Source organism: Photorhabdus stackebrandtii, from assembly GCF_011189495.1.
Lineage (GTDB): Bacteria > Pseudomonadota > Gammaproteobacteria > Enterobacterales > Enterobacteriaceae > Photorhabdus > Photorhabdus khanii.
This window is the reverse complement of sequence record NZ_PUJV01000012.1, coordinates 96,136-117,378: the sequence shown is the minus strand read 5'-3', so window position 1 is coordinate 117,378 and position 21,243 is coordinate 96,136. Positions and strand designations below refer to the sequence as shown.

The following is a 21,243-nucleotide window of genomic DNA, read 5'->3' as shown; positions in this document are numbered from 1 at the left end:
AATAATATGGCGTATCTCCCTGGGAATGGGTTCACCCGTATCGGCGATCTTACCCATTCCCCGGATGTTACAAATATCGCCTTTTTACCCCTGAACCCGCCGGTGTAATCCCGTTCCCCGTAACAATCTTATCCCCAGCCAACTACCACACGACGAAAGTAACAGGCTGCCGCTGATTGGCAGTAAGAGCCACATTTGCCACTCTGGTTGCCATGGAAAATCAAACACTTTTGTTTGCAACAACCAAAGCGCCACTTCAGCACCTAATGCCGCGGTAAAACCCGCCATTAGCCCAAGCAAAGCGAATTCACTCCAGAGAGTACGGCGCAGTAATGGCTTACTGGCACCCAAGGTACGGTAAACCACCAACTCAAGTTGTCGTTGATGCATCCCTACCTGAACCTGAGCCAACAGGAGTAATGCGCCACATACCATAACCAGCCCAACCATGACCTCCAACGCCCTGCCTACCTGCTGCAAAATACCCTGAATTTGCTTAATCATCGCACCGGTATCAAGCAAGCTCAACGTTGGAAACTGACGATTAAGGCTGGTTAGCAATCGGCCATCTCCTTGATAATGGAAACTGGTCAACCAGGTTTGTTGCTGATTTTCCAATGCCCGTTTTGGGAAAATGAAGAAAAAATTTGGCCGAAAACTTTCCCAGTCTACCTGCCGGATACTGCTTACTGCGGCACTGAATTGCTGCGTATCGCCACTGAATGTCAATTTATCGCCGATTTTGATTGCCAAACGTTCAGCAACACCTTTCTCAATAGAAACCTCATCCTCTTTGGGTGGCCAGTTACCCTCTATCAAGGTGTTAAATGGTGGCAATTCCTCTTTCCATGTTAGGTTCAATTCCCGTCGTACAGTGTTGCTGTCCGATTCTCTGGCATCTGCCCACATTATCGCCGATTGACCATTAATTTCCGTCAAACGGGCCAATACCACCGGATAGAATTCCGCGGGTTTAACCTGATACTGAGCCAGCAAATTTTCCACTTGTGGAATTTGCTGTCCAGTCATATTAATCAGAAAATAGTTTGGACTGTCCACTGGCAGTTGTTGTTGCCAGCGATCAAGCAAATCTCCCCTGACTACCAACAACAAAGCAAATAACATAAATGATAAAGAGAAAGCAGCCAATTGAGTTACCGTCTGAAATGGCTGCCGCAGTAATCGGTTAACCGCCAGACGAAAACTGAGCTGACGGAATTTCAGATGACGCAATAACCACAATCCCCCCCAACCGAGCACAGCCAGTGATACCGCAACAATCATCATGCCGGCAAGTAACGCCCATAACATAGGCTTAGTTTCAGCCAGCAGACTCAGCCCGCTAATCACCACCAGCGCCACCAACGGCAGGTAATAGCGCAACGGCCAGATGGGCGCGATAATATCATCACGCAGTACCCTTGATGGTTGGGTTGCCATTAACTGTTTGTACGGACGTATCCCCACCAGCAAAGCGATAACCGATAATGCCCCTAATGCCCATATCCACGGCCAGAATCCCGCTTGTGGTAACGTCTTCGGTAGCATAGCCGCTAGAATCTGCACCAGCAGATATTCAAACATCAATCCAAGAAGCGCCCCCACCAGTGCTGCCGCACTCAATATCACCAGCCATTGACCAATCACCCATTTACGTAACGCCCAACGTCCCGCACCCAGTGTTTTAAGCACCGCAATCAAGTCATAGCGGCTACGGCAATAGTGAGTCATTGATACAGCTACCGCCGCGACAGCAAGTAATAATGTAAGTAAAGCCGATAACAACAAGAATTGCTGTGCCCTATCAATAGATTTTGCTAACGCGCCACTATCCTGTTTCAAGGTATTCCAGCGCTGATCAGCCTTAAGTTGAGGATCAATTAGCTGTTGATATTGATAAACCGCGTCTTTATCACCAGAAAACATATAACGGTATGTCAGACGGCTACCAGGCTGAATAGCGCCGGTAGATTGCGCATCATCAAGACTGATCAAAATCCGTGGCGCAATCTGAAATGGATTGAAACCACTGTCTGGCTCCTGAATTAATTCTCCACTCACTCTAAGCGTGGTATCCCCCACATCCAGATTATCACCAACTTTAATTTTCAACAGTTCAAGCAAACGAGGTGCTACCAGCACCGTGCCTTTTTCTGCTTTCAAACCCGGAGGATGGGTTTCCAGCTCACCATATAACGGATAGTGACTGTCAGCAGCTTTGACACTGGCAAGTTGAGGAATGTCCCCAGCATAGGTCATCGTGGAGAAAGAGAGCTGGCGGCTCAACTTTAACCCAAGGTTTTTCGCCTGTTGTAACCATCCTTCATCTACCGGATAAGAGGCTCGCAGAACTAAATCACCCGCCAGAAAATCCCGGCTCTGGTAATGAACACTTTGATCAATACGATCGCTGATCCTGCCTAATGCCAGCACACAAGCCACTGCCAGCGTCAGAGATAACCAGACAATCAATAAAGAAGGCGTGCGCCACTCGCGCCAAAACCAGAGCCAAATCATTTTTCTTCCCTCAATTTGCCATCAACCAAACGCAAACAACGTTGGCAGCGGGCCGCAAGCTGGCTGTCATGAGTGACCAGAATTAACGTTGTGGCATAATTACGATTGAGAGAAAACAGTAAATCAGCAATACGATCACCCGTTTGCCGATCCAGATTCCCTGTTGGCTCGTCAGCAAACAAAATTTTGGGTTGGCTGCTGAATGCCCGTGCCAACGCCACTCTCTGTTGCTCACCACCAGAAAGTTGTGCCGGCATATGTTTTAAACGCTTCCCCAATCCGAGTTGTTCAAGCAATTCAACCGCCCGTTTCTTGCTGCTACTTTCCGACTCACCACGTAATAGAGCCGGAAGCTGGACATTCTCCAATGCGTTTAACGTCGGAATTAACATAAATGACTGAAAGACAAAACCAACATTTTCAGCCCGCAGTTGTGCCCTTTGTTCTTCATTCATCCGGCTTAAATTATGCCCCAGCAGCCGAACCTCTCCGTCACTACCATCATCCAACCCGGCAATAATGCCAAGCAACGTGGATTTACCGGAACCCGATTCGCCCACCAGAGCAATCGTCTGTGCAGGCTCGACAACCAACCCGACTCCCTGCAATATAGTGATCCTATGTTCCCCCTGACCAACGTGCTTACTGAGATGCTGAACTTCAAGAATATTCCCCGTTACCATTTACTCTTCCTTTTACTGGTGGTGCTATTCAGCGCCAGAGCGACTGCCGCTGATACTCTTTTGATTCTAGGTGATAGCCTTAGCGCCGGTTACCATCTGCCAGTTGAACAGTCATGGCCTGTTTTGATGGACAAAAAGTGGCAGAAATCCGGCAATAAAATCACTGTTATCAACGGCAGCATCAGCGGTAATACCGCGGCTCAGGGCCTTGAAAGGCTGCCCGAATTACTTAAACAGCATAAACCCCGTTGGGTCCTGATAGAACTTGGCGCCAATGATGGATTACGCGGTTTTCCTCCACAACAAACAGAACAGGATCTGCAACAAATCATCACCTTAGTGAAACAAGCCAATATTCAGCCTTTATTGATGCAGATCCGTCTGCCACCAAACTATGGGCGACGTTATACCGAATCTTTTGCCGGGATTTACCCCAAACTGGCAGAACACAATCAAATTCCCCTGCTCCCGTTTTACATGGAACAAGTCGCTATTAAACCAGAATGGGTACAACAGGATGGATTACATCCCAATCTGGCTGCTCAACCGTTTATCGCCGACTGGATATCTGACATATTATTAGTACACCTTAATCATTCTTAAGTAGTAAACCATCAGTTTTTACAAATTGATGTATATAAGCAGGTAAAGTTATGCAAAAGTCAGTTCTTATCACCGGCTGTTCCAGTGGAATTGGTCTGGTGGCGGCCAAAACACTCCATCAACGGGGCTACAGAGTATTAGCCGCCTGCCGGAAGCCCGAGGATTTACAACATATGCGCGAATTGGGGCTGGAACCTATCGAACTGGATCTTGATGATAAAATCAGTGTCGAACGTGCCGCTGCCGAAGTGATCCGATTAACCAATGGTCGCCTTTACGGACTGTTTAATAATGGCGGCTTTGGTATTTATGGCCCGCTAAATACTATCAGCCGTGAACAACTGGAACGCCAATTCTCTACCAATTTGTTTGGTACACATCAACTTACCTGTTTATTACTTCCAGCAATGCAACTGCATGGTGAAGGCCGTATTATCCAAACCAGTTCAGTCATGGGGCTGATTTCAACCCCAGGCCGCGGTGCTTATTCTGCCAGTAAATATGCTTTAGAAGCATGGTCAGACGCATTAAGAATGGAATTGGCGGGAACAGGAATTAAATCCTGCTTGATTGTACCTGGCCCGATAAAAACACGTTTTGCAGAAAATGTGAATCAGACTCAACGCGATAAACCCGTGGTAAATTCTAGAATTGCCCGCCATTTCACCCTGACTCCCGAAGCCGTTGTGCGCAAACTGATTCATGCTTTAGAAAGTCCGAATCCTAGATTACGTTATCCGGTTACTTGGATAACCCATGCGGTAACCATTATGCGCCGAATTTTGCCGGGAAGATTAATGGATAAAATACTGAGTAAACAGAGTGGTACAACTTGAAAGTCAGGAAAATAACCTCATCTGTTTAATAAGACCCTACGACAACCGAATTTAAGAGACTAATTATATGCTATCAACCACAACTGGAATTAACGTTAACGAAAGTAATCTGCAACAAACTGTTGAACAGTCTATGACTGTACCTGTTTTATTTTATTTTTGGTCTGAACATAGCCCCCACTGTCAAGAATTGGGCGTAATTCTGGATAAACTGGCAGCAGAATATGCAGATCAATTTATATTGGCAAAAGTAGATTGCGATAAAGAACAAATGGTCGCTTCACAGTTTGGCTTACGGGCCATTCCTACTGTCTATATGCTGCAACAAGGCCGACCAGTAGATGGTTTTCAGGGGCCACAACCTGAAAATGCGATCAGAGAGATGCTTTCCCGCGTATTGCCCAAGCCGGAAGAGTTGAAAGCCGCCCAAGCCGAAGAACTTATCGCGGAAGGAAAACTCCAAGAAGCACTGCCACTGTTAAAAGAAGCCTGGCAATTAGCCCCTAAAAACAGTGAAATTGCATTAATGTTGACCAAAGTGCAAATTATGCTCAATAATATAGAAGAAGCTCAGGAAATTCTGAATCTTATCCCATTACAGGATCAAGACACGCATTATCATAGTTTACTGGCTCAAATTGAGTTACAAAAGCAAGCAGCAGATACACCAGAGATCCAGCAATTGCAACAGGAATTCTCCACTCAACCGGAAAATGCGGATCTGGCTGTTAAGCTGGCTCTGAAATTGCATGAAGTAAGCCGTAATGAAGAAGCTTTGGAACTATTATTGGGCTTCCTGAAAAAGGATCTTTCTGCCGCTAATGGTGCAGTACGGAAAACAATGATGGATATTATGTCTGCAATGGGAACCGGTAACACTCTGGCGTCGAAATACCGTCGCCAAGTTTATTCGCTGCTTTACTGATTTATTTGATTAAGGAATTGCTATGGACTTATTTGCTTTTGGTGCCGTCCCTATTCTGATATTCATTGCAGTGGTGGTTGTATTTACTTGCGTAAAAACAGTGCCACAGGGTTATCAATGGACGGTAGAACGCTTCGGCCGTTATACCCGGACTTTATTACCGGGCCTGCATATTATTATCCCTTTTATCGATCGCATTGGCCGTAAGATTAACATGATGGAACAAGTGCTGGATATTCCTTCACAGGAAGTTATTTCCCGCGATAACGCCAATGTGACTATTGATGCAGTCTGCTTTATTCAAGTTGTCGATCCTGTTCGGGCCGCCTATGAAGTCAGCAATCTTGAGCTCTCCATCATTAACCTGACTATGACGAACTTCCGTACCGTTTTGGGTTCAATGGAACTGGACGAAATGCTGTCGCAGCGTGATTCCATCAACAGCCGTCTATTGCATATTGTTGATGAAGCCACTAACCCGTGGGGCGTGAAAATTACCCGTATTGAAATCCGTGATGTGCGCCCACCGAAGGAATTAATTTCCGCCATGAACGCCCAGATGAAAGCAGAACGTACCAAACGTGCTGATATTCTGGAAGCGGAAGGTATCCGTCAGGCGGCGATTTTGAAAGCCGAAGGTGAAAAACAGTCTCAGATTCTGAAAGCCGAAGGGGAACGTCAGTCCGCGTTCCTTCAGGCAGAAGCGCGTGAGCGTGCCGCTGAAGCAGAAGCTCGCGCAACCAAAATGGTTTCTGACGCGATCTCTGACGGTAATATGCAAGCCATTAACTACTTTGTTGCCCAGAAATATACCGATGCACTGACCAGTATTGGCGCCTCCGGTAACAGCAAGGTGATTATGATGCCGCTGGAAGCCAGCAATCTTATGGGGGCTATTGGTGGTATTGCTGAACTGATTGGCGAGAGCAAAAAAGGTAAATAACCATGATTGCACAGATTGCGGCTCAAACAACCTGGCTTTGGTTCTCTTTCGGCGGTTTACTGTTAATCGCAGAGCTTCTGGGAACCGGCGGCTATCTGTTATGGACCGGTATAGCCGCTATCGTTGTTGCGTTTATCACCTGGTTACTACCTGGAATAGACTGGGAATTACAAGGTATTCTGTTTGCAACTCTGACGCTGCTCTCTGCAGTGCTATGGCGCTACTGGTTACGTAGCCGCCCGTCAAAAGGCAGCGATACGCTGAACCAGAAAGACCACCAGCTCATCGGTACCCGGGCTAAACTGATTGCGAATACCGAAAATGGTTACAGCCGGATCAGGCTTGCTGATGGAAGCTGGCGAGTTCATTGTAACAGTGAACTACCCGCCAATACCGAAGTAGAAGTCATCGCTGTTGATGGCATTACACTGAAAGTAAAACCCGTCGATTCTCAATGAGAACAGCAACCAGACAAATGATCTATGATGGGGCACGCCGCCCCATCATCTCCTGGGCACTCTTCCGCCAAAGCTAACAACTTACTTCTGATTTCCTGTAACTCTTTAATCGTCTTTTCTATCTGAGCCACTTTATGCAACGTTGCCGCTTTTACATCGGCACTGTGACGGTTGGGATTTCGAAATAACACTAAAAACTCACGACACTCCTCAAGCGTAAAACCGACCTGCTTCGCCTGACGCAACAGCGTTAACTCATCAATATGTTTCTGCTGATAATAACGGTAGCCATTATCACCTCTTTCCGGCGGTGTGATCAGATCCTTTTCTTCATAAAACCGAATAGCTTTACTGGTCAGGCCGGTTCTTTGGGCAATTTCACTGATGTTCATTTTTTCCCCTTGACCTTACCCTTGAGGGAAGGTTTAACCTTCGCAACAAGTCAGAAATTCACTTGAACTGTGTAGATATCATCATCAATTATCATACCGATGTGAAGAATAATTATATCACTATGTGTTAGGAGATTTTTTTATGTCACATACCACTATTTTAACATTACAGGGACTCTCCTGTATGCACTGTGTTAACCGTGTGAAAAAAGCACTGGAAAATCGTGCCGATGTAGAGCAAGCCGATATTACTATTGATTATGCCAAAGTAACCGGCGAAACCTCTCCTGAATCTTTAATAGAAACGATTAAAGAAGCGGGTTACCAAGCCGCCATTGCCAGCCAGCCTGATGTCGAACTGGAACTTTCTGGCCTGAGTTGTATGCATTGTGCAGGTACTGCACGTAAAGCACTGGAAGCCGTAGATGGCGTTATCGCCGCAAATGTGAATACTGAAACCGCTAAAGTTTATGGTAAAACCGATACCGATACGTTGATTGCCGCCATTGAGCAGGCGGGTTATCACGCAAAACTGGCTGCCGGTCGAAACTTCCCAAAATCTAAGCCGCTGACAATACCTGCTTCACCTGCTTCAAACAGACCGGAACCTTTGGCAGCGGCAACCTCTTCTATTCCGGTCGAAAAAACTGATGTATTTCTGGTCAGTGACAGAGATGACAGTATCCAGTTACTGCTGGATGGTATGACCTGTGCCAGCTGTGTGAACAAAGTTCAAAAAGCATTGCAAAGTGTCGATGGCGTGGAAAATGCCAGAGTGAACCTTGCTGAACGCAGCGCTTTGATTACCGGTAGCGCATCACCCGACATACTGATTCAGGCCGTGGAAAAAGCAGGATATGGTGCAGAGCTGATCCAGGACGAAACTGAACGTCGTGAGCGCCAGCAACAAGTTTCTGAAGCCAATATGCGCCGTTTCCGCTGGCAATCGGCATTAGCCTTGGTTGTCGGTATTCCAGCCATGGTATGGGGCATGATGGGCGACAATATGATGCTCACCCCGGCAAACCATAACATCTGGCTAACTATCGGGATTATCACGCTTGCCGTAATGATTTTTGCTGGTGGTCATTTCTATCGCAACGCGTGGCAAAGCCTGAAAAACGGTAGTGCCACAATGGACACCCTAGTGGCATTAGGAACAGGTGCCGCTTGGTTTTACTCCATCAGTGTCAATCTATGGCCGGATGTTTTTCCCCCACAAGCCCGTCACCTTTATTACGAAGCCAGTGCCATGATTATCGGTTTGATAAACCTGGGACATGCTCTGGAACAGCGTGCCCGCCAGCGCTCCTCAAAAGCACTGGAACGCCTGCTGGATCTGACACCACCCACCGCCCGTGTGGTGACAGAAAATGGTGAAAAAGAGATACCTTTGGCTGATGTTAAACCGGGAATGACATTGCGTTTGACGACGGGTGATCGTGTTCCGGTTGATGGCGAAATCATTCAGGGTGAAGTCTGGATAGATGAGGCGATGCTGACCGGTGAGTCAATCCCACAGCAAAAATCTAAAAGCGATAACGTTCACGCAGGTACAACTGTGCAGGATGGCTCTGTACTGTTTACTGCCGCCGCTGTCGGCAGCCAGACGACATTAGCGCGGATTATCAAATTGGTACGTCAGGCACAAAGCAGTAAACCCGAGATGGGTCAGTTAGCAGATAAAATTTCCTCAGTATTTGTTCCCGTTGTCGTGGCAATTGCCGTGATGGCAGGTGCCATTTGGTATTTTGTTGGTCCGGCACCACAAATTATGTATTCATTGGTCATTATTACCACGGTGCTGATCATTGCCTGTCCCTGTGCTCTTGGGCTGGCTACACCGATGTCAATTATCTCCGGAGTTGGCCGGGCAGCGGAATTTGGTGTTCTGGTACGGGATGCTGATGCCCTGCAACAAGCCAGCACACTGGACACCCTTGTTTTCGATAAGACCGGTACATTGACTGAAGGTGTGCCACAAATTATTGATATCCATACTTTTAACGGATACAGTGAACAAAATGTATTAATTTGGGCAGGCGCACTGGAAAGTGGTTCTAACCATCCATTAGCCAAAGCCATTCTTGCCAAAGCCGAAGGACTGGAATTACCACAAGTTGAACAATTCCGTACTCTGGCGGGATTGGGTGTCAGTGGTGAAGTGAATGATACAGCACTGTTGCTGGGTAATCAGGCATTGCTGGAACAAAATCAGATTGATACACAGGAATTAAAACTGCTGATTGCTCAACAGGCTGAGAAAGGTATCACGCCGGTTATTCTGGCGGCAGAAGGCAAAGCGGCGGCAGTGCTGTCAATTCGTGATCCATTGCGTGAAGACACCCTTAGCGCACTAAAACGATTACATCATCAGGGCTACCGTTTGGTGATGCTGACCGGTGATAACCCGATGACTGCCAATGCAATTGCCAAAGAAGCGGGGATTGGTCAGGTGATCGCAGGCGTATTACCGGATGGCAAGGCCACAGCTATTCAGAAGCTTCAAGCAGCAGGCCATAAGGTTGCTATGGTGGGGGATGGTATTAACGATGCGCCAGCACTGGCACAGGCTGATGTTGGGATAGCTATGGGCAGCGGTAGTGATATCGCCATTGAAACCGCAGCAATAACATTGATGCGTCACAGTCTGCATAGTGTGGCTGATGCGGTTGAACTGTCCAAAGGAACACTGCGCAATATGAAACAAAACCTGTTGGGCGCATTTATTTACAACACATTAGGAATTCCAATTGCCGCCGGTGTGCTCTATCCCTTTACCGGAACATTGTTGGATCCAGTGGTAGCAAGTGCAGCGATGGCGCTTTCTTCAATTACTGTGGTCAGTAATGCTAATCGATTACTGAGGTTTAAGCCTAAATTCTGAATCACCAGAGAAATGAGTCTGCTTTAATGATGTTAGTCAAGGAATGCCCCAATAACAGGGTCTTCGTGCTCAGCCCCTGCGGCTGGCAAGGTAAATGAAGGAGGGAGAGAAAATTTCCTTGTATGCTGATAACAGTAAAGGAATATTCAATGAAGATACAGCAGAAGTACAGCTATAGTATTAGCCTGAAATAGAGTTAGCCTAAAAAATAAATGCTGAACTGGGGTTCAAATGGGACGACTGATTAAACACCTTACCAATATGCTGGGGCTGAACTCATCACGCCGTTATCCTTATCCAGCTTGTGATATTACACTGACTGGAGGCCGATATCTGCATCTGGTAGGCAGTATTCATATGGGCACGGAAAATATGTTTCCGCTTCCAGAAATATTAATGGAGCAGCTTAATCAATCCGATACATTAATTGTAGAAGCAGATATTACTCAGGCAAGTTTCCCATTTCATGATGACGAGTTTCAATCGTATTCCCGTATTGAACAACGTCTATCTTCTGAAATGTATCAAGATTTTCAGCGCTGCTGCCATGAAATCCGGCAACAGGAAGAATGGCTTAATTTATTACCCTCATGGCAAATTGCTTTAATTTTACAGGCTGAACAAGCGCAAAATCTTGGATTATCCCCTCACTATGGTATCGATTATCAGTTGCTGAATGCAGCTAAAGCACAAGGGAAAGCCATTATTGAACTGGAAGGTGCTGATTCACAGATTAGTTTGCTCAATCAAATACCGAATAACGGCCTGCCACTATTGGAAGATACATTAGCCCATTGGTACACCAATGCCTGCGCTTTACAAACGATGATAAGTTGGTGGATGGATTATCCGCCTGAGCAACAAAAACATGCTTTACCAACAACTTTCAGTGAAGAAATATATCAACTGCTGATGACTGAACGTAATAAGCAATGGAATCAGCGCTTACGGGAATTACCTGCCGGACGGTATTTGATCGCTGTCGGAGCTTTGCACTTATATGGTGAGGGTAATTTGCCTCAGATGTTAATGGAAGGACAGAGCTAAAAAAAGGCCAATATTTCTATTGGCCAGTCAAAAGAGGAATAACCTGTTATTTTCATTATTCTTATTATTCGGAGTATTACCCATTTGTATACAGGCAACAGAGCCGAAAGTCAGAATATCAATTTCACAATTCTATTTCATCCGTTACCCTAGATTACAAAATTATCTTCTGTAATGAAATTATGACACCAGCGATCATTTTATTAGAAAAACAAAAAGTTAACTTTACTCTTCATCCCTATGAACATGATACCAATGAGCATAACTTTGGTGATGAAGCAGCTAAGAAGTTAGGATTGAATGCCAGACAAGTGTTTAAAACGTTGCTGGTCGCACTTAATGGTGATGCTAAAAATTTGGTCGTCGCCGTCACCCCCGTTTCAGGTCAACTGGATTTAAAGAAGGTCGCCAAAGTCTTTAAAGCCAAAAAGGCAGACATGGCTGATCCACATATAGCCCAGAAAGTCACTGGTTATCTGGTCGGCGGGATCAGCCCGTTAGGACAGAAAAAGCATTTACCAACGGTTATTGATAACCAGGCGCAACAATTCCCGGCTATGTTTATCTCTGGCGGTAAAAGAGGATTAGATATTGAACTGGCACCTGCTGATCTGTGTCGTTTGCTGAATGGTACTTTTGCCGATATAGCAAAAGCTTAATCTCAGCCAAAAAGGGCCGCCAGATTGGCAGCCCTTTCAATTCATCACCTTGTCAGGGATTATTGATAAACAATTTCACCTTTTGGCTCATAAGCAGCCGCTTTCAGTGGTGAGTGCTTCTCGATATAGCCTTTCAGAACTTCTGCATCAACAAAACCCGTGTTGACATAGGTTGGGTAATGATCAATACGTGGGTAGCCATCACCACCGATAGCGTTAAAGTCAAGCATCGCCATACGGTAAATTTTGTTTTTTTCCAATGGCTTACCACCAATTTTTACATCTTTAACACGCTTACCATCGGCAACCAGACTGACATTCACGAACTGAGCATAAGCGCCGGAGTCAACTTTCATATTCGCAATCGTCGCCAGATATTGTTCAACTTCGCTGCCTTTCATCTCAACGTAAACCAATGTGTTAGCAAATGGATGCACTTTCAACACATCTTTATAAGTGATGTCGCCTGATTCAATTGAATCACGAATACCACCACCACTCATAATCGCAAAATCAGCATCAGCGCGTTCCATCATGGCAGAAAGCACGACATGGGCCATATTAGTCTGAACAAAACGAACTTTACTGCGATCACCTTCCAATTTACCCTCAACAGAACCCACTGTCATGCCAAGCTGTTTATCACCTTTATCCTGATAAGGCGTCAGTAAGTTGATCATTTCCGGGTTTTGAGCAATTTCATGAGTGTAGTAAACACGTTCAGCAGAACCATCTTCCTTTTTTACTTTCTTCTTGAGATTAATGGGGATTAACTGATAGTGAGTCAGCTTTAATTCACCATTACGAAACTGGAAATCAGCGCGACCAACATATTTGCCCCACTCATGAGCCTGAACTATCCAGGTACCATTTTGACGATCAGGTGAACATGGTGTTCCTGGTACATAATCGATCTGTTTGTAGTTTTTCTTCTCCGCAGACATACAGACCGGATCTTGTGAGTGACCACCGACAATCATATCCAGATAACCAGCAGGCAAACTACGCGCCATTTCAACATCACCCGGTGCATTGGAGCCATAATTACCATTGTCATAGTGTCCCATATGCGTTGCCGCAATAATGACATCTGGTTTTTCATTTTTCTTCAGTTCCTCAACCACCATTTTGGCTTCTGTCGCGGGAACACGAAATTCAACATCTGGGAAATTAGTAGGGTTGCCGATTTTAGCCGTATCATCGGTGGTCAGTCCGATAACCGCAATCTTTACACCCTGCTTATCAAAAATGGTATAAGGCTTGAACAAACGCTTACCAGTGCTTGTCTTGTAAATATTAGCCGCAAGGAAGGGAAAATTTGCCCATTTTTCCTGTTGAAGCAACACTTGCAAAGGATTATCAAACTCATGGTTGCCCAATGCCATCGCATCATAGCCCACCAGGTTCATACCTTTAAAATCAGGCTCTGCATCTTGCAAATCGGACTCTGGTACACCGGTATTAATATCTCCGCCGGAGAGCAGTAACACACTACCGCCTTTTTTGGCGATTTCCTGACGGATTTCATCAACGACCGTTTTCTGAGCGGCTAAACCATATTCGCCGTAGTCGTTATGCCAAAAATGACCATGATGGTCATTCGTGTGCAAGATAGTAATGTCATAGGTTTTGTCTTTTTCCCATGCATTTGCGATTGCTGGAAGTAGTGTCATAGAAACAACCAAAGCGCAAGCTGAGGTCTTAAACGAAAATCTCATGGTATATCTCCATGTTTTTTTTAGTGAATTGCCATGCAAAAACAGCTTAAGAAGCTAACAAGGCGGGATTTATTGATAATTCTATGGGATAGGTCACTTATGCGATTATTAGAACATGCTTAGTTTCATCTTTTCGAACATCTTATCAAACTATTCTCTGAGATAGTAAAAAATCAACTATCAGCCTAATATATATTTAAGTGCAACAAATAACCAATGAACTCACTTCCAAATAAGATAGGTTGGCAGTTAATATGAGCGAACAGAGCAACACCACCATAGTTCCACCTCATGCAAGAAAAACCAGGAATACCGTTTTTACTATTCTTGGTGCGATCAGTATTTCACACTTGTTGAACGATATGATCCAATCGTTGATTCTGGCGATTTATCCTTTACTGCAATCAGAATTCAACCTGAGTTTTGTGCAAATTGGTATGATCACACTAACCTACCAGATTACTGCATCTTTATTACAACCACTGATAGGTCTTTATACCGATAAACATCCACAACCCTATTCACTGCCCATTGGGATGAGCTTTACCTTATCAGGTCTGTTACTGCTGGCCTATGCTGAAAGTTTCCCGATAATCTTATTAGCGTCTGCATTAGTTGGCACCGGCTCTTCGGTATTTCACCCTGAATCGTCACGCGTAGCACGCATGGCATCCGGTGGGCGCCACGGGCTGGCTCAATCTCTTTTTCAAGTCGGCGGTAATTTTGGCACTTCCCTCGGGCCTTTGCTAGCGGCTGCGTTTATCGCGCCTTATGGTAAAGGCAATGTCGGCTGGTTCTCTCTGGCTGCATTACTGGGAATTGTCGTGCTGTTGCAGGTCAGTAAATGGTATAAGACCCAAAATCATACCAAAAAAAATCAAGCCAAAACTGCCCCTGTTGTTAAAGTTTTATCAAGAAAAACAGTGATCAGTTCTCTGTCTATTCTGTTGATCTTAGTATTTTCCAAATATTTTTATCTCACCAGTATCAGCAGCTATTACACTTTTTACTTAATGCACAAATTTAGCATTTCTGTACAAAATGCCCAGCTTCATCTGTTCATCTTTTTATTCGCAGTTGCGGCAGGGACCATCATTGGCGGACCTATTGGTGATAAAATTGGCAGAAAGTACGTTATCTGGATATCAATCCTTGGCGTTGCACCTTTTACATTGATTCTGCCTTATGCTTCTCTGTACTGGACAAGCATACTGTCAGTGATTATTGGTGTGATTCTGGCATCTGCGTTTTCTGCAATCCTGGTATATGCTCAGGAGCTTATTCCGGGTAAAACCGGGATGGTATCCGGCCTGTTTTTCGGACTAGCTTTTGGTATGGGAGGTATCGGCGCCGCGGTACTAGGTTACATTGCGGACAGAACAAGTATTGAACTAGTTTATCAGATTTGTGCTTTTCTGCCGTTACTTGGAATATTTACCGCACTATTACCTAATATAGAAGATAAGAACTAAAAAAATCGCCAAACAGCCCCACATAAAAGTTATTTTTTATGTGGGAGTAACCTTTATATACCTTATAAATGTTCAAACAGATCAATACAAATCGATGTTACAGGTAGTTTAATCCTTTCAATCCATATTTTTTGATGTTTTATTCATTTTTTTAGCGAATTTACCTCGAATTACCTATAAGATACGGTTACACCTACCTCTTCACTATTCTATTTAATAGCCTCAGCAAGAAGGAGTCTTAATGGAGCATTCGACACCACTTATCACCACTCTCGTTGGCGGGTTCGTCCTCGCTTATCTGCTTGGTATGCTGGCACAACGTCTGAAAATCTCACCACTGGTTGGTTATCTTACCGCCGGTGTACTCGCTGGTCCTTTCACCCCCGGTTTTGTCGCTGACGCATCACTGGCACCGGAACTGGCAGAAATTGGTGTTATCTTATTAATGTTTGGTGTCGGGCTGCATTTTTCACTCAAAGATCTGCTGGCAGTAAAATCCATCGCTATCCCCGGTGCTATTGCGCAAATATTGGTAGCAACACTACTTGGTGTAGGGCTATCAGCAATACTGGGTTGGGAATTATTTAGCGGTATCGTCTTTGGTCTCTGCCTGTCAACTGCCAGTACTGTCGTTCTGTTACGAGCGCTGGAAGAGCGTCAACTGATCGATAGCCAACGAGGTCAAATAGCTATCGGCTGGCTGATTGTTGAAGATCTGGCGATGGTCCTGACACTGGTATTACTGCCTGCGGCTGCCGGTATTCTGGGTAATCACGAAGCCAATGCTGGGCAGTTATTTATGGAACTCGCCATTACCGTCGGAAAAGTTATCGCGTTTATTCTGCTGATGATTGTTGTTGGCCGCCGTCTAATTCCGTGGGTACTGGCAAAAACCGCCAGTACCGGCTCCAGAGAACTATTTACCCTTGCCGTACTGGTTATCGCGCTGGGTATCGCTTACGGTGCCGTTACGCTATTTGATGCCTCATTCGCTCTAGGTGCATTCTTCGCCGGTATGGTACTGAACGAATCAGAACTCAGCCACCGGGCTGCTCAGGATACATTGCCACTCCGAGATGCTTTCGCTGTTCTGTTCTTCGTATCCGTTGGTATGCTGTTTGATCCGATGGTACTGATTCAGCAACCGCTCGAGATACTGGCAACGCTGGCAATTATTATTATCGGTAAATCTGCCGCTGCAATGTTGCTGGTAAAGATGTTCGGTCATTCACGCCGTACTGCGCTGACGATTTCGGTCAGTCTGGCACAAATCGGTGAATTTGCCTTTATTCTGGCGGGTCTTGGTGTTGCACTTGGCCTGCTTGATGGGAATGCCCGTAACCTTGTTCTGGCTGGTGCGATTGTTTCTATCATGCTAAACCCAGTTCTGTTTAGCCTGCTGGATCGTTATCTGGAAAAAACAGAAACAATTGAAGAACAACTACTGGAAGAAACTCTGGAAGAAGAGACGCAAATTCCTGTCAATATCTGTGATCACACTATTGTTGTCGGCTACGGACGCACGGGTAGCTTACTATGCCAACGATTGCAGGAAAACGGGTTCCCTCTGGTTGTGATTGAAAATACCAGAGCCAAATTTGAGGAACTGGGTGAACAAGGTATCAGTGCAGTCATGGGTAACGCCGCCAGCAAAGATATAATGTCGCTGGCACGCCTGGACTGTGCTTGTTCCTTATTACTAACAATCCCTAATGGTTATGAGTCAGGTGAGATTGTCGCCAGCGCAAGAGAAATCCGCCCGGATATTAATATTATTGTCCGTGCTGACTATGATGACGAAGTTACCTATATCACGGAGCGGGGAGCCAGCCATGTCATTATTGGCGAACACGAAATTGCCAAAACAATGGCAAATGTGCTGATAAACGGTGAACAAAGTTATTCAGTTGAACCTCCCCCTGTATCACCCTTTTCTCCATCGCTTTGAGGAAATGCCGCTGATAATGGAATAATTTCCCATCCATAACCGAGCTGGGTCATGACTTTTATCATATGAGATATCCCATGACCCATTTTACTCAATTTTCATACAGAAAAAATCAAACACGAATTCGACAATCTCCAATACCTTTTTGAATAAATCTTCTTTTTTAAAAAGCTAATAGGAAAATAATATCAAATCTCAATATTATATCAGAGATATAAAATACCCTTGATTGAGGCGTAAAACATGGAGAATGAGAAAACGGATAGCACTAAAGAAGCAAAACGATAAAACAGATTAGGTTTTAAACGACCAGCTTCCTGTCCTTCCCGATATAGTATTTTTCCCACCCCAGTCCAAATCAGGGAAACAGGTAACAACGCACAAACAAAAGTCGTCATGGAAAAGATATAATCTACCCACAGAGTGAACGCAGTAAGAGGCAATACATATGTGGCAAATACAAAAGCCTTGGGATTAAGCAAAGTGGTAAATAACACAATGCTGAAACAGACTTTCACCCCATCTTTGCTTAATGAGAAATGCCAGACTTTAAAAGCCAGATAAGCGATGTATGTTGAAGCACAAAGCTTTAAAACTAATATCAGCCATATAAAAGTCTGAGGAATTATGGATAACAATAATCCCCATAAACTAATGGCTGTTAGATAACCCAACATCTCAGCCAATATCAACCTGAGTGTACTAATAAAACCATGTGAATATCCAGATAATACTAAAAGGGTATTTGTCGGTCCTGGCATCATTAAAACCATAGTCAACATACCGGCAATTTTCACATAATCATAATAACTACTCATAGTATCCTTAGATAATAATTTATCATTTAAAGTGTATATAGGAAATCCTTGATATAAGTTCTATTATATACTTCTTTTTTTTCAAATTAACAATATAAAATCATGGTCATTAAATGCTATTACTTTATCTTTCCAGCTATTAACCAATGCCAAAAAGATATTTCTCAATCCTGAAACAACCAATCCCATAATCGCCACAAGGTCAGTTATTATATAATCACAAAAACGCCTAATAATATCATTAGACAATAACACACAATTCAAATTATATATAAACACCTTAGCAAGAGTTATATCATATAATTCTTTTTTATAAAATTAGTCATATAAAAACATAGTCATTAGGTGCTTTATTTTACCTTAGCAGCTATTAACTTCATCCTTTGTTCAAATGCTAATAATCTCAATGTATATTCAGATACATCCCAATGGTTTCAATCCAATAACAAACAAGACTGAAAAAATCTTGTATCAACATTAATATAAAAGTCAAAAAATTACGGCAGAAAAGCAATATCGCCCTGAATAATCTTTATAAATTATTAACCATATCTAAAGCTGTACCATCGAAACTAGAGTAGAAAAACTCTAATCTATGTATTGATACTATGCACAAAATATGAAATGGCGAATCGAATGATGGAATATTGCAAAAACATCTTACCTCCAATCCACATATAACTAATATTAGGTATTTTACTGATATAGTTAAAAATAGTCATCACCAAAATCACTTTTTTATGAAAGATGATAGTCATATCGCTTTAATGATGAAAAATTCCAAATAAAAAATTAAATGTAAAAATGCAGCATAAAAAAATTAATTATACAAAATTATTAGATAAAAAGATTAATATCAATATATCCCATCATAGCGACAATGTTACAGCGTCTTTAAGTGACTAAACTTAATTGTTCCACTACTACTGCCATGTTAAGTAAATTCGCCCATTGAATTAATTTAATAGTTAATGCATTCTAATTAATAACAAAGAGTAATTACTTCTCTTAATATAATACATAGATAAGATTAAGCTGATACCAATCACTATAATCGCTTCGATCTTATTATATCTTGGAAACGGTGCTGAAATATAAAAATGAATTATTTAAATAGAAAACTTCCTACAATTAAACAATTACAATGCTTCCTCGCTGTTGCTCATGAATTAAACTTTCGTCGGGCTGCTGAACGGATGCTCATGACTCAACCCCCATTGACTCGGCAAATCCAGTGCTTAGAAGAAATGCTCGATTGTTCTTTATTTACCCGAAATACTCATCAAGTTTATTTGACTGAGGTGGGCGTTCAATTTGAAAAACAAGCTAGAGAACTTATAAACCAATTGAGTCATTTGGTCAGAGAAATAAATAGAGAAAGTTGTACAGTAAAAATTGGAATCACACGTACGCTAGATTCCAGCCTCATTCCTTCCATTTATCCTGCCTTTAAATTACTAGACGATACAAATGTAATATCCTCTCATCAATTGATCTCAAAACAATTACTGCAAATGCTAGGAAGTGGGAAGCTGGATATTGCCTTAGTAGGTGAAAAACCTCTTAGCCATTTACAAGAATTTAGTTTTTACTGGCTTTATCGTGAACCGTTAATGCTAGCTCTTCCCTCCTTCCATCCTGCAAGCCTTAACGAGAGAGTCTCACTAAAGGATGTAGCTGATTTACCTTTATATTGGTTTTCACGTAAAGCGAATCCTGGCTTCTACGGTAAATGCGAAGCCTATTTTCAAAAGTTGCCATTTCCTTTGAAGCGAATACCAAAACCTGATGACTCATTGATCATGTTGGCTAATATAGCCAGAGGGAAAGGAATGGCACTGATGCCACAGTCAATGTGTGTATCAATGCGCGAAGGCCTGTGCTATCGCAAGTTAGATAAGTCAGACAATGAGCAGCTGAACATTGATGTCTATTTGGTAATACGTAGTAATGAACATCGTGATAATGTGTTGCATATAACCCAAAAGTTGCTCGCTATTTCTCCAAAAAATTAATGTTCCAGACAATGTTTCGTTATATATGCGCGGATAAAGCAACAATATTAATATACCCGTTATCTTTCAAGTTGCCTCTTTGTTGGCTGCACTCGCTCAACCCGGTCACATAGTTCGCTATGCTCCCGGGGATTCGCTCCCTTGCCGTCGCGATGCATCTTGAAATCTATAGGGTATATAGGGAAATAAATCGTCTTTATGTATAAGTATTTCTTACGTTGTTATTTTTAATTTCGTACCATACCGCAATCAGTCAGGCTGTCATTAATTTTTTATGAACAAAATTGCAATGAGCAGCCTGTTTATTATTCTAAGTGATTCTTGTCAATGAAGTTTACATTACTTGAAAGGTTTGGTCTCATCTTGTCCTGAAAGTTTTGCTCTATTTAGAAACACTGTGTCTGCCAGAAAATCTGCAACTTTTCTTATCCTGAGGGAATGCGCTAAATCTGCTTGAATTACAAGCCATAAAGGCTGATCTATGCCCAAATTACTTGAAACACATATGAGACCCGCAGCGTTGGCTACAAAATGTGGAAGTACTGCCAATCCCAAGCCTGCTTTTACAGCAGAAATTTGAGCAGAAAGGGAAGTTGTGGCTACAGAAAGTGGACGGTCTTTGAGTATTTGTTCAACCCATTTGAATGTAAAGAGTTGAGATTGATCATCTGTCCACCCAATAAAGCTATCGTTTTCATATTCTCCTCTAAGCGCTCCTGATGAATTAGTTGCCAGGTAATCTTCACTTCCATAGAGGCCAAATCCTAAGATCCCTAATTGACGAATAGTGACATGCCCTCTCTCTGGTCTAATTATGCGAAGTGCCAAGTCAGCGTCGCGACGATGTAAATTGACAGTATGAATATCTGTAATAATCTCCAATGTTAGATCCGGATAATTTTTCTGTAAGCTTGGCAAGCTAGGAATTATTAAACTGTTTGCGAGAGTCTCCGTGGTAGCGATACGAACTTTTCCCGAAATTTCCATGCGTGTATCAGCCTCAAGCAACAATGTATTTGCTGCCATCTCCATACTTTTCGCTTTTTCCAGAAGTTCAGTCCCATCTTCTGTTAGTCGATAACCAGCTTGATGGCGGAGGAATAATGGCATCCCAAAAGTTGCTTCAAGTCGTTCAACTCTTCTGGATACAGTTGCAACTCCTATCTTAAGGCGATTTGCAGCCCTACTTATGGTACCGGTTCGAGCCACTGCCAAGAATATACGTATATCATCCCAAACAAGAGACTGCTCAATTCGGCTTCCATTTTTGGAAAGTTGAATTCCAATATTATCTACATCTTTCATATTTGATATATGCCACA

The 21,243-nt window shown here is 43.4% G+C and carries 17 protein-coding genes; 11 read left to right on the top strand and 6 right to left on the bottom strand.

Annotation, left to right across the window (positions count from 1 at the left end; all coding sequences use genetic code 11):
• Positions 1-84 precede the first annotated feature (84 nt).
• Both ybbP and ybbA read right to left on the bottom strand, forming a co-directional pair.
• On the bottom strand, positions 85-2,517 hold the full coding sequence (ybbP, locus tag C5470_RS12380; RefSeq protein ID WP_166289427.1) for a putative ABC transporter permease subunit YbbP: 2,433 nt from the start codon (positions 2,515-2,517) through the stop codon (positions 85-87).
• A complete protein-coding gene (ybbA, locus tag C5470_RS12375) occupies positions 2,514-3,200 on the bottom strand; it encodes a putative ABC transporter ATP-binding protein YbbA (protein ID WP_166289424.1) in 687 nt (228 codons plus the stop codon). The genes ybbP and ybbA overlap by 4 nt, the downstream gene beginning before the upstream one ends.
• On the opposite strand from ybbA, the gene tesA reads away from it, so the two are divergent.
• The 5 genes from tesA to C5470_RS12350 all read left to right on the top strand — a co-directional run bounded on the left by tesA (position 3,171) and on the right by C5470_RS12350 (position 6,965).
• The gene (gene tesA / locus C5470_RS12370; protein WP_192903230.1) at positions 3,171-3,803 is read left to right on the top strand and encodes a multifunctional acyl-CoA thioesterase I/protease I/lysophospholipase L1; all 633 of its coding nucleotides are present in this window, start codon (positions 3,171-3,173) and stop codon (positions 3,801-3,803) included. The two genes, ybbA and tesA, sit on opposite strands and share 30 nt — an antisense overlap.
• 50 nt (positions 3,804-3,853) lie before the next feature.
• Positions 3,854-4,639 carry an SDR family oxidoreductase gene (locus C5470_RS12365; protein ID WP_166289421.1) on the top strand — a complete coding sequence of 262 codons (786 nt, stop codon included), beginning with the start codon at positions 3,854-3,856 and terminating at the stop codon, positions 4,637-4,639.
• Positions 4,640-4,706: 67 nt separating this feature from the next.
• On the top strand, positions 4,707-5,564 hold the full coding sequence (locus C5470_RS12360; protein ID WP_166289418.1) for a co-chaperone YbbN: 858 nt from the start codon (positions 4,707-4,709) through the stop codon (positions 5,562-5,564).
• Positions 5,565-5,586: 22 nt separating this feature from the next.
• Positions 5,587-6,507: an SPFH domain-containing protein gene (locus C5470_RS12355; protein WP_036842526.1), complete on the top strand. Its 921-nt coding sequence runs from the start codon at positions 5,587-5,589 to the stop codon at positions 6,505-6,507.
• A gap of 2 nt (positions 6,508-6,509) precedes the next feature.
• Entirely contained in the window at positions 6,510-6,965 is a 456-nt protein-coding gene (locus tag C5470_RS12350; RefSeq protein WP_036842524.1) for an NfeD family protein, read from the top strand.
• Here the strand turns inward: C5470_RS12350 and cueR are convergent.
• On the bottom strand, positions 6,959-7,357 hold the full coding sequence (gene cueR / locus C5470_RS12345) for a Cu(I)-responsive transcriptional regulator (RefSeq protein ID WP_036842522.1): 399 nt from the start codon (positions 7,355-7,357) through the stop codon (positions 6,959-6,961). The genes C5470_RS12350 and cueR overlap by 7 nt on opposite strands.
• Before the next feature lie 142 nt (positions 7,358-7,499).
• Here cueR and copA point away from each other — a divergent pair, with 142 nt between their 5' ends.
• The 3 genes from copA (at position 7,500) to ybaK (ending at position 11,950) form a co-directional block, all read left to right on the top strand.
• Positions 7,500-10,244, top strand: coding sequence for a copper-exporting P-type ATPase CopA (copA, locus tag C5470_RS12340; RefSeq protein WP_166289415.1), 2,745 nt, complete (start codon positions 7,500-7,502; stop codon positions 10,242-10,244).
• A gap of 231 nt (positions 10,245-10,475) precedes the next feature.
• A complete protein-coding gene (locus tag C5470_RS12335) occupies positions 10,476-11,291 on the top strand; it encodes a TraB/GumN family protein (RefSeq protein ID WP_166289412.1) in 816 nt (271 codons plus the stop codon).
• A gap of 182 nt (positions 11,292-11,473) precedes the next feature.
• The gene (ybaK, locus tag C5470_RS12330) at positions 11,474-11,950 is read left to right on the top strand and encodes a Cys-tRNA(Pro)/Cys-tRNA(Cys) deacylase YbaK (protein ID WP_166289409.1); all 477 of its coding nucleotides are present in this window, start codon (positions 11,474-11,476) and stop codon (positions 11,948-11,950) included.
• A 59-nt stretch (positions 11,951-12,009) separates the two neighbouring features.
• On the opposite strand, the gene ushA is transcribed toward ybaK, so the two are convergent.
• Positions 12,010-13,668 (bottom strand): bifunctional UDP-sugar hydrolase/5'-nucleotidase UshA, encoded by a 1,659-nt coding sequence (gene ushA / locus C5470_RS12325; protein WP_166289406.1) that lies wholly within the window; start codon positions 13,666-13,668, stop codon positions 12,010-12,012.
• A 254-nt stretch (positions 13,669-13,922) separates the two neighbouring features.
• Between ushA and C5470_RS12320 the strand changes: the two genes are divergently transcribed.
• The gene (locus tag C5470_RS12320) at positions 13,923-15,140 is read left to right on the top strand and encodes an MFS transporter (RefSeq protein ID WP_152962513.1); all 1,218 of its coding nucleotides are present in this window, start codon (positions 13,923-13,925) and stop codon (positions 15,138-15,140) included.
• A 241-nt stretch (positions 15,141-15,381) separates the two neighbouring features.
• A complete protein-coding gene (gene ybaL, locus C5470_RS12315; RefSeq protein ID WP_166289403.1) occupies positions 15,382-17,088 on the top strand; it encodes a YbaL family putative K(+) efflux transporter in 1,707 nt (568 codons plus the stop codon).
• Positions 17,089-17,294: 206 nt separating this feature from the next.
• On the opposite strand, the gene C5470_RS12310 is transcribed toward ybaL, so the two are convergent.
• On the bottom strand, positions 17,295-17,906 hold the full coding sequence (locus C5470_RS12310; protein WP_166289400.1) for a LysE family translocator: 612 nt from the start codon (positions 17,904-17,906) through the stop codon (positions 17,295-17,297).
• 1,100 nt (positions 17,907-19,006) lie between these two features.
• Between C5470_RS12310 and C5470_RS12305 the strand changes: the two genes are divergently transcribed.
• Positions 19,007-19,921, top strand: coding sequence for a LysR family transcriptional regulator (locus C5470_RS12305; RefSeq protein ID WP_166289397.1), 915 nt, complete (start codon positions 19,007-19,009; stop codon positions 19,919-19,921).
• Positions 19,922-20,260: 339 nt separating this feature from the next.
• On the opposite strand, the gene C5470_RS12300 is transcribed toward C5470_RS12305, so the two are convergent.
• Positions 20,261-21,226 (bottom strand): LysR family transcriptional regulator, encoded by a 966-nt coding sequence (locus C5470_RS12300; protein ID WP_166289394.1) that lies wholly within the window; start codon positions 21,224-21,226, stop codon positions 20,261-20,263.
• Positions 21,227-21,243 lie beyond the last annotated feature (17 nt).